Origin of the sequence: Streptomyces sp. NBC_01003, assembly GCF_045162695.1 — a bacterium.
Taxonomy (GTDB): domain Bacteria; phylum Actinomycetota; class Actinomycetes; order Streptomycetales; family Streptomycetaceae; genus Streptomyces.
Genome location: NZ_CP108707.1, coordinates 4,191,929 through 4,207,640, shown reverse-complemented (window position 1 = coordinate 4,207,640; position 15,712 = coordinate 4,191,929). Strand labels below are relative to the sequence as shown.

Here is a 15,712-nt window from a genome sequence, read left to right as displayed (position 1 = left end):
GGGAACTGGGTCAATGCCGCCGGGTCAGAACCGTCCGCCGCCGCCCCTCCGGCCACGGGTCCCGCCCCCGCCGAAACTCCCCGGACCGCCGCCACCGAACCCGCCCCCGAAGCCGCCGCCCCCGCCGAACCCCCCGCCGCCGCGCCCGCCGCCCAGGAGTTCGCCGAGGATGATCCCGCCGAGCACCGCGCCTCCCATGCCCCCGCCGCCGCGCCCGCCGCCCCCGCCGTACGGATTCCCGAAGGACCGCACATTCTGCTCGGCGAGCTGCTGCGCCTGCCGGGCGAGCGCGTCGGCCCGCTGGGCACCGGCCAGGGCGGCCGCGGGATCCGCCTCCCCCGTCGTCCGTGCGTACTCCAGGTGCCGCTGCGCCTCCGCCAGGCGCGTACGGGCCTCGCTGCCGACCGCCCCGCGGTGCGTGGTGATGAAGTCCGACGCGGCGCCGACGCTGCTGCGGGCCGTGAGTTCCGCCTGTTCGAGCAGGGAGCGCGCGCGGGCCGTGCCCGACTCGCGTTCGCGCGCCTCGTCGAGGGACGCGTCGAGCGCCGAGTCGGCCTCCTCCACGCGGCGCAACGCGTCGATCGGGTCGTAGGGGCCGGCGGCCATCTCCTTGCGCACGCCCGCGGTGACGGTCTGCACGCGCGCGATGCGCCCGCGCAGATCGGCCGTGGACGCGCCCTCGGCAGTCCCTTCGAGCAGTCCGTGGGCGTCCGCGAGGTCGGAGTCGGACTCGGTGAGCGCCCCCGGCAGCTTCTCGGCGGCCTCGGCCAGCTCATGGCCGAGCCGGTCGATCGCGTCCACAAAGGTGCCCGCCTGGTCGACGGCCGACTCGGCGGCCCGCAGGAACACCGCGGCCCGGCCGTTGTCGCCGGCGTCGACGCCACTCCGCGCCTGTCCGAGGTTCGTCGTGGCGAACACCAGCCGGTCCTTGGCCTGCTCGAGGTGGCCCGCCACGGGAAGCAGCGCGGACGGCGCGTAGCGGGCGCCGAGCGCCGTCAGCGTCTCCTCGGCCGTCGTGGTGCGGGTGGCCAGGTCGCGGGAGGCGAGCTCCGCGTGCGCGAGGGCCTCGGGGGCGGTGCGCTCCAGGGCCCGCAGCCGGTCGAAGTCCGCGGCCTCGGCGTCGAGCCTGCGCCCCGCCTCGGTGCAGCGGTTGATGATCTCGTCCAGCATCTGCCGCTTCGTCGCGTCGTCCTCGGGGTACGCGTCGTCGAGCTGCTGGCGCAGCCGGAAGGCCGCCGTCAGCTCCGACTGCGCATACGCCACCGCCTGGGTGAACGGCTTGACGGCCTCCTCGCCGAACTGCGCGGTGGCGAAGCCGAGTTCCTCCGTACTGGTGCGGATCGAGTCGTCGCTCTCCACCAGCATCTGCCTGGCCTGCCTGTCCAGCTCGGGCAGCGACGTGACCTGCGGTCCGGCGCCCCCGCCGCCCCAGCCGCCGCCGGGGGTGGTGCGGGTACTCGTACGCCTCTTGCGTCGGGTGTACGCGAACGCCGCGACGGCGCCCGCGCCGCCGACCACGATGAGGGGCAGGGCGAGATCGGCCGCGCTGGGAGCTGTGTCCGAGCCGCCGGGGTCGGCCGGGCCCGGGGTGATCGCCGGGGTGGGGACGGGGCTGCCCGCGAGGGTGGCGGAGATGCCGCCCGCCGCGCCGATCGCGGCGCCCGCCCAGTCGTTCCTGCGCAGCGCCGGTTCGATCGCGGTCTGCGCGACGTCCTTGAGCTGCGCGTCGGTGAGTTGGGAATCCTGGTCGACGGAGTAGGCGTACTGCCGGTCGTGCGTGGCGACGGCGAGGAGTACGTCGTTGAGGCCGAGGCCGTTCTTGGAGGCCGTGTCGTCGGCCCAGTCCTGGGCGGAGCGGCCGGAGAAGTCGCGTACGTAGACCACGAAGAGCTGGGTGTTGCGCTTGCTGTCGAGCGAGTCGAGGGCCGAGGCGACCTCGGGCTCACGGTCTCGGAGGGCGTCCACCTTGTCGGTGATCTGGCCGGCTCTCGACAGGGTGATGGGGTCGTCGGCGCGGGAGGTCGTGGCGGGCAGCAGCGCCCAGCAGAGCGCGAGCACGGCGGCCACGGCCGACCGCGCGGCTATCCGTACCGGACGGGGGCGACTCGGAGGCGGCGTCACAGTTGGGAGCGTATGACCGGATCTGGGGTACCGCGACCGGGATCGGCACGGTCCGGTTGTGGCGAATCCGCATTGTTATCGCCGGCCCTTCCGGCAAAACCGCTGCTCAACGTAGGTTTCCGGCATGGAGAACGGACCCTGGGCCGTGGGCGGCGCGATCAGTGAGCCGGAGCTTGTGGTGTCCGGACCCGCCGGCTCCCCGGTCCGGCCCGATCCCCTCGACCGTCCCCAGCGGTGCAGGGGACGGCGCCCTCTCGGCGCGCTGCTCGTCGGCGCGCTCGCCGCGTCCGCCGTCTGGGGCGCCGGCCTGTACGCGTTCGGCGCGCAGGGCCCCGACCTCAGGGGCTACCGCGTGAGTGACCGCCTCTGTTCCCTTCTCGCGATGCCCCACCTCGCCACGGTCTTCGACCGCGGATCCCGCTGGGAGTCCACGCGGAGCAGCAGTGAGGCGGTGGACACGGCGGACTGCTCGGGGGACCTCGAGCGCAAGGAGGGGCCGGCGCGAGCCGCCACGATCTCGGCGTCCGTGGTCCTGCACAAGCGGACCGACCCCGGCGCGGAGTTCGACGCGGCGCGCACGACGGCCGCCGAGCGGATCCCGGGCCGGGCCGAGGTGCGTACGGCGAAGGGCCTGGGCGACCGGGCGTACACGGTCGTCCATGGCCGGACGGCGACAGTCCACGTCCTGGACGGCGACGCGGAGTTCACCCTGAGCGTGAGCGCCGGACCGTCCGCGGGAGGCGTCACGCCGGAGCGGCTGCGGCCGCTCGTGGCGGGGGACGCCGCCGCGCTGATGCGCCGGGTCGGCTCGCCCTAGGGGCCTCAGGAGGACGACCTCCGTCGGATCTTGTTCCCCAGCCAGACCACCGGGTCGTACTTACGGTCGACCGCTCGCTCCTTCAAGGGGATCAGTGCGTTGTCCGTGATGTGGATGCCCTCCGGGCAGACCTCCGTGCAGCACTTCGTGATGTTGCAGTAACCGAGGCCGTGGTCCTCCTGGGCCGTGCGCTTGCGGTCGAGGCCGGAGTCCGACGCCGCGTCGAGAGGGTGCATGTCCAGCTCCGCGACCCGCATCAGGAAGCGCGGGCCCGCGAACGCCGCCTTGTTCTCCTCGTGGTCGCGCACCGCGTGGCACGTGTCCTGGCACAGGAAGCACTCGATGCACTTGCGGAACTCCTGCGAGCGGTCCACGTCCTCCTGCTGCATGCGGTACTCGCCCGGGCCGACCCCGGCCGGCGGGACGAAGGCCGGGATCTCACGGGCCTTCGCGTAGTTGAAGCCGACGTCCGTGACGAGGTCGCGGACCACAGGGAAGGCGCGCAGTGGCGTCACCGTGATGACGTCCTCGCGGTCGAAGACCGACATGCGGGTCATGCACATCAGGCGGGGCCGGCCGTTGATCTCCGCCGAGCACGAGCCGCACTTGCCCGCCTTGCAGTTCCAGCGGACCGCGAGGTCGGACGCCTGGGTCGCCTGGATCCTGTGGATGATGTCGAGGACGACCTCACCGTCGTTCACCTCGACGGAGAAGTCCGTCAGGCCACCGCCCTCGGCGTCCCCGCGCCAGACCCTGAAACGCGCATCGTACGAACTCACTCGTACAGCTCCTCTTCGGCGAGGTACTTGACCAGCTCTTCCTTCTCGAAGAGGGCGAGCAGGTCCGGGCGGATGGGCTCGGTGGTGTCACGCACGAGGTCGATCTGGCCCCGGACCGGATCCGTGGCCGCGAGGCCGCCGGTCGGATCGACGAGCCGGCACAGCAGGTTGGTGCGCCGCCAGTCGCGGTCCATCGTCGGGTGGTCCTCACGGGTGTGGCCGCCGCGCGACTCCGTGCGCTCCAGGGCGGCGCGCGCGATGCACTCGCTGACGAGCAGCATGTTGCGCAGGTCGAGCGAGAGGTGCCAGCCGGGGTTGAACTGACGGTGCCCCTCCACCCCGGCCCGTCGCGCCCGCAGCCGCAGCCCGGCGAGCCGGTCGAGCGCCTCGGCCATCTCCTCCTCGCGGCGGATGATGCCGACCAGATCGTTCATCGCCTGCTGGAGCTCCTGGTGGAGCGTGTACGGGTTCTCGGCGACGCCCCCGTCCGCGGGACCCTCCGCGGAGAACGGGCGCAGCGCCTCCGCCGCCGCCGCGTCGACCTGGACCGCGTCGATGGCGGGCCGCTCGTCGAGCCCGGCCGCGTACTCGGCCGCGTGCAGTCCGGCGCGGCGGCCGAAGACGAGGAGGTCGGAGAGCGAGTTGCCGCCCAGGCGGTTCGAGCCGTGCATGCCGCCGGCCACCTCGCCGGCCGCGAACAGGCCGGGCACACCCCGTGCCGCTGCCGTGTCCGAGTCGACGGCGATGCCGCCCATCACGTAGTGGCAGGTCGGGCCGACCTCCATCGGCTCGGCCGTGATGTCTACGTCCGCCAGCTCCTTGAACTGGTGGTACATCGACGGCAGCCGGCGCCGGATGCGCTCGGCCGGCATGCGCGTGGAGACATCGAGGAAGACGCCGCCGTGCGGGGAGCCCCGGCCCGCCTTCACCTCGGAGTTGATGGCGCGCGCCACCTCGTCGCGGGGGAGCAGCTCGGGCGGGCGCCGGTTGTGGTCCGGGTCGTCGTACCAGCGGTCGCCCTCGGCCTCCGACTCGGCGTACTTCTCCTTGAAGACGTCGGGGACGTAGTCGAACATGAACCGCTTGCCCTCGGAGTTGCGCAGGACCCCGCCGTCGCCGCGCACCGACTCCGTGACGAGGATGCCCTTCACCGACGGCGGCCAGACCATGCCCGTCGGATGGAACTGCACGAACTCCATGTTCAGCAGCGGCGCCCCGGCGAGCAGCGCGAGCGCGTGGCCGTCGCCCGTGTACTCCCACGAGTTCGACGTCACCTTGAAGGACTTGCCGATGCCGCCCGTCGCCAGCACCACACTCGGCGCCTCCAGGACGAAGAAGCGGCCGCTCTCGCGCTCGTAGCAGAACGCGCCGGAAACGCGCTCGCCCCCGGCGGAGCCGCTGTCGGACACAGCCTTGAGTACGCGGGTGACCGTGCACTCCTGGAAGACCTTGAGGCGCGCCTCGTAGTCGCCGAACTCCTTGAAGTCCTCCTGCTGGAGCGCCACGATCTTCTGCTGGAGCGTGCGGATCAGCTCCAGGCCCGTGCGGTCACCGACGTGCGCGAGGCGCGGGTACTCGTGCCCGCCGAAGTTGCGCTGCGAGATCCGGCCGTCCGCGGTCCGGTCGAACAGGGCGCCCCAGGTCTCCAACTCCCAGACCCGGTCGGGTGCTTCGCGCGCGTGCAGCTCGGCCATCCGCCACTGGTTGAGGAACTTGCCGCCGCGCAGCGTGTCCCGGAAGTGGACCTGCCAGCTGTCGCCGGAGTTCACATTTCCCATGGCCGCGGCGATGCCGCCCTCGGCCATCACGGTGTGCGCCTTGCCGAAGAGGGACTTGCAGATCACGGCCGTACGCGCGCCGCGCTCGCGCGCCTCGATCGCCGCGCGCAGGCCCGCACCGCCCGCCCCCACCACGACAACGTCCCACTGCTGCCGCTCCACTTGAGACATCAGAAGTGCCACCCCATCTAGAAGAAGCGCGGATCGTCGAAGGCGCCGGACGCCAGCAGGAACACGTAGAAGTCGGCGAGCGCGACGCTGATCAACGACGCCCAGGCGAGGAGCATGTGACGGTCATTCAGCTTTCCGACCCACTGCCACAGCCGGTACCGCACCGGGTGCTTGGAGAAGTGCTTGAGCTTGCCGCCGACGATGTGCCGGCACGAGTGGCAGGACAGGGTGTACGCCCAGATCAGCGTGATGTTCAGCAGGAAGACGAGCGTGCCGAGACCCATGTGGCCCCACTCGTACTTCTCGTTGCGGAACGAGAGCACGGTGTCGTACGTCAGGATTCCCGCCACGAGGATCGCCGCGTAGAAGAAATAGCGGTGGATGTTCTGCAGGATCAGCGGGAAGCGGGTCTCGCCCGTGTACTTCTTGTGCGGCTCGGCGACCGCGCAGGCGGGCGGAGACGCCCAGAACCCGCGGTAGTAGGCCTTCCGGTAGTAGTAGCAGGTCAGCCGGAAGCCGAGCGGGAAGATCAGGATGAGCAGCGCGGGGGACAGGCCCCACCAGCCGCCGAATATCTCCCAGTTGGGGCCCGCGTGCATCGGCTTGCAGTTCTCCGCGATGCATGGGGAGTAGAACGGCGAGACGTACGGCGCGTGGTAGTAGTCCGTGTTCGCGAAGGCCCGCCACGTCGAGTAGACGATGAAGGCGAGCAGCCCCGCGGCGGTACTGGCGGGCGCCAGCCACCAGCGGTCGGTGCGCAGGTGCCCGGACGCGATCGCGGCGCGCGTCCTGTCCCGGACGCCGTGCGCGTCCGATCGGGGATGGGGTTCCGTGCCGGTGGCCAACGAAGCCTCCGCTCAGAGGGTCAGGGGGCGTGCCGGTCCCGGGCGCCGAGTCCTTCGTCGTCCGAGTCGGTCCAGAGCGAGCTGTCGTACGGGGTGTCGGGGATGGGCACGAGCTCGGGCCGCAGCGGTGGCGGGGCGCCGGCCGCGGCCGCCCGCAGCAGGGCGACGCTCTCGCGCAGATGGTCGGCGTCGGTGCGTACGCGCCGTACGTCGAGGCCGCCGTCGAGCTGCCGCTCGAGGCGCCCCACGGTCCGGCACAGCTCGTCGAGGCAGCGCTCGGCTGCCGTCAAGTCGTCGTTCAGGGACATGACTTGCCCTCGCTTCCGCTGGTGCGGCGGAGATGCTCATGCGCCTGCGAGTGTCGCGCGTCACATCACGCCTTGTGAAGGGATCTGCGCGGATTCCTGAAGCGCGCATGGGCGCGCGCCCCTGTTTTGCGCTCTCTGGGGTGGCGGGGTCCCGGTATGTCGGCGGCCGCGCTCCCTGAGGGGCGCGGGGAACCGCGCGACCGGCCGACGACCAGCCGCACCCGCCCACGAGACAGCCCCACCGCGCCCCCTCGGCGCCGGATTGGGCCGCACGAGTGGGGTTCCGGGCACACATGGTCGTGTCGCCTCCTGCCTGCTGGACCCGTCCTCTTCAGTGGGGCCATAGATGTGATCAGCTCCATATACGGCCAAACGAGATCAAACCCGGCCCGGTCCTGGTAAGCGGGCGGGCTAGCCCCGGAGGTTCCCGTGATGTCCCATGACGGCGCCACATCGCGCCTCGCCAGGCGTCCCGCGCGGCGTCCCGTCCTGCGCTCGGCCGCGTTCCTCGTGTCGGGGGCGCTCGCGGTGTCGGCCCTGGCCGGCTGCAGCTCGGGCGACGACGAAGAAGAGACCAGCAGCCAGGCCGCCGCCCAGGACATCGCGCCCGCGTCCCGCGGCGACATCGCCGACGGCGGCACCCTGCGCTGGGCGGTCGACGCCCTGCCGGGGACCCTCAACTCCTTCCAGGCCGACGCCGACGCGGGTACGACCCGTGTCGCCGGCGCCGTGCTGCCCTCCATGTTCCGGCTCGACAACCAGGGCAGGGCGGTGCGCGACCCGGACTTCCTGGAGAAGGCCGAGGTCATCGAGCGCGAGCCCAAGCAGGTCGTCCTGTACAAGCTCAACCAGCAGGCGGTGTGGAGCGACGGCCGCGAGATCGGAGCCGCCGACTTCGCCGCCCAGTGGCGCGCCCTGTCCGGCAAGGACTCCGCGTACTGGACGGCCCACAACGCGGGCTACGACCGCATCGAGAAGATCGAGCGCGGCAAGAACAACCTGGAGGTGCGGGTCACCTTCGCGAAGCCGTACGCGGACTGGCGCTCACTGTTCTCGCCGCTCTACCCCAAGGACGTCATGGGGACCCCGGACGCCTTCAACGAGGGAGCCCGGCGCGAGCTCAAGGTCACCGCGGGCCCCTTCGCGCTCAAGAAGGTCGACCGCGACGCCAAGGACGTCACGCTGGTGCGCAACCCGCACTGGTGGGGCCGCCAGGCCAAGCTCGACCAGATCGTCCTGCGGACCGTGCCCCGCGCGGAGCGCGCCGACGCACTCGTCGCGGGGAAGGTCGACCTCGCCGCCGTCGACCCGGAGGACGCGTCCCGCATCTCCCTCGCCGGCCGTGACAAGGGCAGCTCGGGCCCGCTCGCCCACGGCCCCGGCGCCGCGCTCACGCCCGCCGAGTCGATGCGGTCCTGGGCCGTCGCGCACGGCGACGACGAGAAGGCGGCCGCCAAGGAACTCGCCGCCCGCGAAAAGACCCGTGCGGCCGTCACGAAGTACGAGAGCGAACAGTCGCGCCTGGACGGTTACGTCGTGCGCAAGTCCCTCGAACCCGCCTTCACGCAGCTCGCGCTGAACGGCGCCGAGGGTCCGCTGGCCGACGAGCGCGTGCGCCGCGCCGTGGCCCGCGCCATCGACCGCAAGAAGCTCGCCGAGGTCGTCCTCAAGCCGCTCGGCCTGCCCGCGAACACGGTCGGCAGCCATCTCGCCCTCGCCGGGCAGCAGGCGTACGCCGACAGCAGTGGCGCCCTCGGCAGCCAGGACACCAACGAGGCCCGGGCGCTGCTCACGGACGCGGGCTGGGTGCCGGGCGGTCCCCTGAAGGACGAGCCCGGGAAGACCAAGCCGAAGACGGCGGGCAGTGAGTCCGACAGCGCGAAGGAGGGCGCCAAGGACAAGAAGGGCACGGAGGACAGGAAGGGGGCCGCCTCCGAGGACTCCGACGACGGCACGTACATCGTCGGCGAGAGCGACCAGAAGCCGGGCGACCGGCAGACCCCCTTCTTCGCCCCCGAGCGCACCGCCGCCTACCAGCACGCCGCGCTCCTGCACCAGGCCGACGCGCAGAAGCTGCGCGAGGCCGACAAGGAGAAGAAGCACGCCGATCAGTACGCGAAGGAGGCCGCCCAGGGCGGCGCCCCGGGTGCGTACGCCCCGAAGGGGACGGCCGCACCCGCCGGTGCTCCCGCCGGACCGCTCGCCAAGGACGGCAAGCCGCTGATCCTGCGCTTCGTGCTCCCGTCGGGCCCCGGCTCGGACTCGCTGCGCGCGGTCGCCGACCGGATCTCGCAGATGCTGCAGAAGATCGGCATTCGCACCGAGACGTCGAAGGTCGCCGACGCCAGCTACTTCAAGGACCACATCGCGTCCGGGCAGTACGACCTGGCGCTCTACTCGTGGCCCGCCTCGGCCTTCCCGGCCACCGACGCCCGCCCGATCTACGCCAAGCCGGTACCCGCCGCGGACGGCTCGCTGACCGTCGAGCAGAACTACACCCGGGTCGGCACGGACCACATCGACCAGCTCTTCGACCAGGCGATCGGTGAGCTCGACGAGGGGGAGGAGCGCTCCCTGGTCAAGCAGGCCGACGCTCGTATCTGGGCCGCTGCAGGATCGATTCCTCTCTTTCAGCGTCCGGAGCTGGTGGCCGCCCGTCGCACCGTCGTCAACGCGGGGGCCTTCGGCTTCCAGGAGCCGAATTACGAGGACATCGGCTTCCTGAAGCCGGGCGCGCGGCCGGGTGCCCGGCCGAACGCCTCCGGCTCGGCGAGCTCGTCCGCGAGGTCCGGGAAATCGTCCGAGATGGCGTCCGAGAAGCCGTCCGCGAGTCCGTCCGAGAAGAAGTGACGCACATCGCACCCTGAGTGCGACGAAGCGACCCTGAGCGCCCCTGGGGGAGAGTCCCGAAGATCGCCCAGCTCAGATCTCGCTCAAGTCCCTTGCCCGCCGGTCCCTCCGGCGGGCAAGGTTCGTATCACCGCTGACCTGCGTTTTCTCCGGGGCGTCCCCCACGCCTCTCCGCGACGTTCACTCACTGTGCATCCCTGACCCCAGAGCCCCAGAAGGCCTACCCGGCCGAAGCCACGTACGATGGGGTGAGGCCGTGGCGTGTCCAGCCCGGCAGGGCGCGCGTACGAAGAGACGTACGCGCAGCCGTCCACTCACTCCGGGAGTACGCCGCAATATGGCCACGCGCCACGACATCCGTAACGTCGCCATCGTCGCCCACGTCGACCACGGCAAGACCACGCTGGTCGACGCCATGCTCAAGCAGGCCGGCGCCTTCGCGGCGCACGCCGCCGAGTCGCTCGACGATCGCATGATGGACTCGAACGACCTGGAGCGTGAGAAGGGCATCACGATCCTGGCCAAGAACACGGCGGTCAAGTACCACCCGAAGGATGGCGGCGACGCCATCACGATCAACATCATCGACACCCCCGGCCACGCCGACTTCGGTGGTGAGGTCGAGCGCGGCCTGTCGATGGTCGACGCGGTCGTGCTGCTCGTCGACGCCTCCGAGGGCCCGCTGCCGCAGACCCGCTTCGTGCTGCGCAAGGCGCTCTCGGCCAAGATGCCGGTCATCCTGTGCATCAACAAGACGGACCGCCCCGACTCCCGGATCGCCGAGGTCGTCGACGAGACGTACGACCTGTTCCTGGACCTGGACGCGGACGAGGACCAGATCGAGTTCCCGATCGTCTACGCCTGCGCCCGTGACGGCGTCGCCTCGCTGACCAAGCCCGAGGACGGCACCGTCCCGCAGGACAGCGAGAACCTCGAGCCGTTCTTCAACACGATCCTGGCGCACGTCCCGGCCCCCGAGTTCGACGAGGCCGCCCCCCTCCAGGCGCACGTCACGAACCTCGACGCCGACAACTTCCTCGGCCGTATCGCGCTCTGCCGCGTCGAGCAGGGCGAGCTGCGCAAGGGCCAGACCGTCACGTGGATCAAGCGCGACGGCACGATGTCCAACGTCCGCATCACCGAGCTCCTCATGACCGAGGCGCTCACCCGCAAGCCGGCCGAGATGGCGGGCCCGGGCGACATCTGCGCCATCGCCGGTATCCCGGACATCATGATCGGCGAGACCCTGGCCGACACCGAGAACCCGATCGCGCTGCCGCTCATCACGGTCGACGAGCCGGCCATCTCGATGACCATCGGTGCGAACACCTCGCCGCTGGTCGGCAAGGGTGGCAAGGGCCACAAGGTCACGGCCCGCCAGATCAAGGACCGCCTCGACCGCGAGCTGGTCGGTAACGTTTCGCTCCGTGTCCTGGACACCGAGCGCCCCGACGCCTGGGAGGTCCAGGGCCGCGGTGAGCTCGCGCTCGCCATCCTGGTCGAGCAGATGCGCCGCGAGGGCTTCGAGCTGACCGTCGGCAAGCCCGAGGTCGTCACCAAGCAGGTCAACGGCAAGACGCACGAGCCGATCGAGCGCATGACGATCGACTCGCCCGAGGAGCACCTCGGCGCCATCACGCAGCTCATGGCGACCCGCAAGGGCCGCATGGAGACCATGACGAACCACGGTTCGGGCTGGGTCCGCATGGAGTGGATCGTCCCGTCGCGTGGCCTCATCGGCTTCCGTACGGAGTTCCTGACGCAGACCCGCGGCACCGGTATCGCGCACTCGATCTTCGAGGGTCACGAGCCGTGGTTCGGCGACCTGCGCACCCGTCACAACGGCTCGCTCGTCGCGGACCGTTCCGGCACGGTGACGCCGTTCGCGATGGTCAACCTCCAGGAGCGCGGTGTCATCTTCACCGAGGCCGGCACCGAGGTCTATGAGGGCATGATCATCGGCGAGAACTCGCGCGCCGACGACATGGACGTGAACATCACCAAGGAGAAGAAGCTCACCAACATGCGTGCGGCTTCCGCGGACACCACGGAGAACGTGGTGCCCGCCCGCAAGCTCTCGCTCGAGCAGTCCCTGGAGTTCTGCCGCGACGACGAGTGCATCGAGGTGACCCCGGAGACGGTCCGTATCCGCAAGGTCGTCCTGGACCAGAAGCTGCGCGGCCGCGCGGCCTCAAAGGCCAAGAACGCCTGATCCCGAGACAGCCGGGCCCGGGTCCCCTTCGGGGGGCCCGGGCCTTTGTCGTATGTCCTGCGCCGCGAGGTCCGCGCAGGAGTTTTTACAGGATCATCGCCCGCACCAGGTGGTACTTCACTACCCTCGTGGCATCCTGGACGCCATCCCGCGCGATCCACGCGCGTTGATTCGCCCGCCGAGAGACTTCCCACAGCCCTGCGCAACGGCTCGTGATGTGCAACTCGTTTTCCAGAGGCGAGTGTCCGGAATCCGGACTCCATTGACCGATAGATGTGTAACGAGTCCGTTTCGCAGGGATCTATCTAGGATCAGTTTGTCCGGATTTTGGGCTAAGTACGCTTCAGGTGTGATCGAACCGAGACCAAAACACTGTGGTCGGCCCGATTCTGATGCCAGATAGTTGAGCGCGTAGAGCTCGGGTCAATGGGTCACGCACTGTGGGGAGTGCGGACTCTTCGAGCAGTGTGAGATGTCGTTCGCGTGTCGTCAGGGGTGTCGACCTGGTGAAGGGCATCTCTCCTCGTAATTAACGAGCGGTCTCAAGAGGAGGTAGCCCATGTTCGGTGCCACAAGCGCCTATTGGGTCACGAAGTCCCCAAGGGTGAGCGTGGTCGGATCCAGTTCCCTGTGCGCGGTTGATCCCGCAGGGAGCCGCACGGGCCGTTAGGTCCCGCTGCACTCCGGCGTGCCGCCGGTACTCACCGTCGCCCCAACTCCGCCTCAGGTGCGGTGTGTTGGTGCATTCGGACGGGTCGGGGCGGTGCGTTAACTCTGCCAGGGATGTGCGGCGGTACTCCCTCTCCGAGCCAGATCCAGACACTGATCCGACACCTGCCGGCCGGCGTTGCCGACTGGCTGCTGAAACCTGTGAAACGGACGAATCATGACGAGTCCAGTTGAGGCCGGCGACGCCAAGGTCGCCGTCGTCTTGGACGACGATCCCGGCGCCACGAAACCGAACGGCGCGGAGGAGCCCAAGAAGCTCGAGGGGCGCTCGCCCGGTCAGCTCATGTGGATGCGCTTCAAGCGCGACCGCACGGGCATGGTCTCCGCAGCCGTAGTGATCTTGTTCTTCCTGATCGCGGCACTCGCGCCGGTGATCTCGAAGATTTACGGCAAGGACCCGTACACGCTGTACCCGGCCGAGCCGGACTTCCCGTACATCCTCGACGACTTCGGGATGCCCTCCGCTCCGTTCGGAGGCATGTCGGGGGACTTCTGGTTCGGTGTCGAGCCCAGGCTCGGCCGGGACGTCTTCACCCAGCTCCTGTACGGCATGCGGACCTCGCTGTACGTGGCGGTGGCCATCACCATCCTGAGCGTCGTGACCGGCGTCATCATCGGCATGGTCGGCGGCTACTTCGGCGGCAAGGTCGACTACTGGCTCGGCCGGGTCACCGACTTCTTCCTCGGGTTCCCGTCGCAGCTGTTCTTCATCGCCTTCATGCCGGTCGTCACGGCCCTGTTCGTGTCGCCGCGCGATGAGACGCCGACCTACCTGCGCGTTACCGCGATCATTCTCGTGACCTGGTTCCTCGGCTGGATGGGTCTGGCCCGACTGGTCCGAAGCTCCGTACTCTCCCTGCGCGAGCGGGAGTTCGTCGAGGCGGCCAAGGTCTCCGGCGCCTCCCCGGCACGGATCATCCGCAAGGAAGTCCTGCCGAACATCGTCACCCCGATCCTGGTGCAGACCACGTACATGCTGCCCAGCAACATCCTGAACATCGCGTTCCTGTCCTTCGTGGGCGTCGGCTTCGTCGAGCCCACTCCCGACTGGGGCCGCATGTTCAGGACGGGCTCCATCTATTACGAACAGGACCCGTACTACCTCCTGTTCCCGGGTGCTGCGCTCGTGATTTTCGTCCTGGCGTTCAACCTTCTCGGTGACTCCGTCCGGGACGCTTTCGACCCCAAGTCCGGACGCTGACGTCCATTGGTGGGGGGTGGCTGCTACCCCAGATCCGGGCAACCGGAGCCTTCCGGCAGCACACGTGGATAACAAGACAGGTAGGTGCATAAAGCATCATGAGGTCCCTCAACGCGCGCACCACACGCGCCATAGTCATCGCCATCGCGGCTGGCTCCCTCGCCCTGACGGGATGCTCCAGCGGCAGCAAAGACAAGGCCAAGGACGAATCGAAGAACCAGAAGGATGCTTCGAGTCAGTCCAAGCCCGTCGCGTACGGTGACGCCGCCGCCTCCAACGGCCCGGCGGAGGCCATCCCCGGCGCGAAGAACGGTGGCAAGATCACCGTTTACGCGCAGTCCGACATGACCCACATGGACCCGGGGCAGACCTACGTCTCGGACGCCGGCCAGTTCGCCAACCTGATCACCCGTGGTCTGACGAACTTCCAGGAGGACGCCAAGGGCAACCTGACCGTCGTCGGTGACGTCGCCACCGACTCCGGCAAGTCGTCCGACGGTGGTAAGACCTGGACGTACACGATCAAGGACGGCATCAAGGACGACCAGGGCGATGTCATCACGTCCAAGGACGTCCGCCACACCATCGAGCGCCAGTACGCGAAGTTCATCTTCGACGGCCCGACGTACGTCCAGACCTGGCTCTCCGGCTCCGACTACCGCAAGAAGCTGCCGGACGGTCCGTTCAAGGGCAAGCACCTGCCGGACTCCGTCCTGTCGACCCCGGACGACAAGACCGTGGTCTTCCACTTCGACACGGCCCGCCCCGACCTGCCGCAGGCGCTTGCCATGGCCGGTTACGGCATCGTCCCCGAGAAGCGGGACACCAAGGAGAAGTACGACAAGGCCCCCGCCTCGCTCGGCCCGTACAAGCTCGCCGACTACAAGGCGGGCAAGTCCCTCACGCTGGTGAAGAACACCAACTGGGACCCGAAGACGGACTCGGTGCGCCACCAGTACGTCGACGGCTACAACTTCGAGCTGACGGTCGCCCAGGACAGCCAGACCAAGCGTCTGATCGCCGACCAGGGCGAGGCCAAGACGGCGATCCAGTTCACCGACATCGTCGACCCGGCCCAGCTCCAGGACGTCGTCACCGACCCGAAGGTCAACAAGCGCACGATCAAGGGCTACCAGCCCTACGTGTGGCAGATGACCTACAACCTGGACCGGATGAAGGACAAGAAGGTCCGCGACGCCATCACCTACGCCATCCCGAGCCAGCGGATGGTCCAGGCGGACGGCGGCAAGTACGGCGGCGAGATCGCGGGCGGCCTGTTCGCCCCGACCCTGCCGAACTTCGACCCGAAGTTCGACCCGTTCGGCAAGCTCAAGAAGCCCAACGGCGACCTGGCGATGGCCCAGAAGCTGATCAAGGAAGCCGGTGTCAAGAAGGGCACCAAGCTCACCTACGCCTACTCGAACACCCCGCGCGGCCAGGCCCAGATGGTCATCATCAAGGACACCCTGACCAAGCTCGGCTTCGACGTTCAGGCCAAGGAGATCGACCGGGCCAGCTTCTACGAGCAGGTCGGCAAGCTGAAGAACCCGTACGACCTCTACATGACCGGCTGGGGCCAGGACTGGCCGTCCGAGGGCACGGTCGTGACCCCGGTCTACGACGGTACCCAGGTCCAGGACGGTGGGTCGAACTACTCCCACATCAAGGACGCGCAGGTCGACGCCGGCATCCAGGACGCCCTGAAGCTGGACCCGGCGGCTGCCAAGGCCAAGTGGGCCGAGCTGCACAAGCGCATCGTCGAGGAGATCGACCCGGCTGCTCCGGTGTACTACTCCAAGTCGATCCAGCTCTTCGGTTCCGGCATCGGCGGTGCGAAGTACAGCACCGAGTCGAGCTACGTCGACATCAACGACCTGTTCGTGAAGTAGTAGCCGACCACG

Annotated in this window: 10 protein-coding genes; 5 read left to right on the top strand and 5 right to left on the bottom strand. The window is 69.3% G+C overall.

Features of this window, described 5'->3' with window-relative positions; genetic code table 11:
• Positions 1 to 24: 24 nt before the first annotated feature.
• Positions 25 to 2,121, bottom strand: a complete 2,097-nt coding sequence (locus OG698_RS19120) for a TPM domain-containing protein (protein WP_406104263.1) — start codon at positions 2,119 to 2,121, stop codon at positions 25 to 27.
• A gap of 124 nt (positions 2,122 to 2,245) precedes the next feature.
• Here OG698_RS19120 and OG698_RS19115 point away from each other — a divergent pair, with 124 nt between their 5' ends.
• Positions 2,246 to 2,938: a hypothetical protein gene (locus tag OG698_RS19115; RefSeq protein ID WP_406104261.1), complete on the top strand. Its 693-nt coding sequence runs from the start codon at positions 2,246 to 2,248 to the stop codon at positions 2,936 to 2,938.
• 5 nt (positions 2,939 to 2,943) lie between these two features.
• Here the strand turns inward: OG698_RS19115 and OG698_RS19110 are convergent, their stop codons facing one another.
• Genes OG698_RS19110 through OG698_RS19095 form a run of 4 tightly spaced genes read right to left on the bottom strand, consistent with a single transcriptional unit; the run spans position 2,944 to position 6,819 of the window.
• The gene (locus OG698_RS19110; RefSeq protein ID WP_326774265.1) at positions 2,944 to 3,717 is read right to left on the bottom strand and encodes a succinate dehydrogenase/fumarate reductase iron-sulfur subunit; all 774 of its coding nucleotides are present in this window, start codon (positions 3,715 to 3,717) and stop codon (positions 2,944 to 2,946) included.
• Complete coding sequence (locus tag OG698_RS19105) at positions 3,714 to 5,666, bottom strand: fumarate reductase/succinate dehydrogenase flavoprotein subunit (RefSeq protein WP_406104259.1); 1,953 nt, start codon at positions 5,664 to 5,666, stop codon at positions 3,714 to 3,716. The genes OG698_RS19110 and OG698_RS19105 overlap by 4 nt, the downstream gene beginning before the upstream one ends.
• Positions 5,667 to 5,683: 17 nt before the next feature.
• Positions 5,684 to 6,511 (bottom strand): hypothetical protein, encoded by an 828-nt coding sequence (locus OG698_RS19100; protein ID WP_406104258.1) that lies wholly within the window; start codon positions 6,509 to 6,511, stop codon positions 5,684 to 5,686.
• Between the two features lie 20 nt (positions 6,512 to 6,531).
• Positions 6,532 to 6,819 (bottom strand): hypothetical protein, encoded by a 288-nt coding sequence (locus OG698_RS19095; protein ID WP_406104257.1) that lies wholly within the window; start codon positions 6,817 to 6,819, stop codon positions 6,532 to 6,534.
• Between the two features lie 432 nt (positions 6,820 to 7,251).
• On the opposite strand from OG698_RS19095, the gene OG698_RS19090 reads away from it, so the two are divergent.
• The 4 genes from OG698_RS19090 (at position 7,252) to OG698_RS19075 (ending at position 15,700) form a co-directional block, all read left to right on the top strand.
• Entirely contained in the window at positions 7,252 to 9,669 is a 2,418-nt protein-coding gene (locus tag OG698_RS19090) for an ABC transporter family substrate-binding protein (RefSeq protein WP_406111148.1), read from the top strand.
• A gap of 337 nt (positions 9,670 to 10,006) precedes the next feature.
• A complete protein-coding gene (gene typA / locus OG698_RS19085) occupies positions 10,007 to 11,881 on the top strand; it encodes a translational GTPase TypA (protein WP_100596599.1) in 1,875 nt (624 codons plus the stop codon).
• Positions 11,882 to 12,767: 886 nt separating this feature from the next.
• Positions 12,768 to 13,811, top strand: coding sequence for an ABC transporter permease (locus tag OG698_RS19080; RefSeq protein ID WP_406104255.1), 1,044 nt, complete (start codon positions 12,768 to 12,770; stop codon positions 13,809 to 13,811).
• 98 nt (positions 13,812 to 13,909) lie between these two features.
• A complete protein-coding gene (locus tag OG698_RS19075; RefSeq protein WP_406104254.1) occupies positions 13,910 to 15,700 on the top strand; it encodes an ABC transporter substrate-binding protein in 1,791 nt (596 codons plus the stop codon).
• Positions 15,701 to 15,712 lie beyond the last annotated feature (12 nt).

Coding starts and splice junctions, on each gene's coding strand:
- OG698_RS19115 (WP_406104261.1), top strand. CDS start 2,246: ATGGAGAACGGACCCTGGGCCGTGGGCGGCGCGATCAGTGAGCCGGAG.
- OG698_RS19105 (WP_406104259.1), bottom strand. CDS start 5,666: ATGTCTCAAGTGGAGCGGCAGCAGTGGGACGTTGTCGTGGTGGGGGCG.
- OG698_RS19095 (WP_406104257.1), bottom strand. CDS start 6,819: ATGTCCCTGAACGACGACTTGACGGCAGCCGAGCGCTGCCTCGACGAG.
- OG698_RS19090 (WP_406111148.1), top strand. CDS start 7,252: ATGTCCCATGACGGCGCCACATCGCGCCTCGCCAGGCGTCCCGCGCGG.
- typA (WP_100596599.1), top strand. CDS start 10,007: ATGGCCACGCGCCACGACATCCGTAACGTCGCCATCGTCGCCCACGTC.
- OG698_RS19080 (WP_406104255.1), top strand. CDS start 12,768: ATGACGAGTCCAGTTGAGGCCGGCGACGCCAAGGTCGCCGTCGTCTTG.
- OG698_RS19075 (WP_406104254.1), top strand. CDS start 13,910: ATGAGGTCCCTCAACGCGCGCACCACACGCGCCATAGTCATCGCCATC.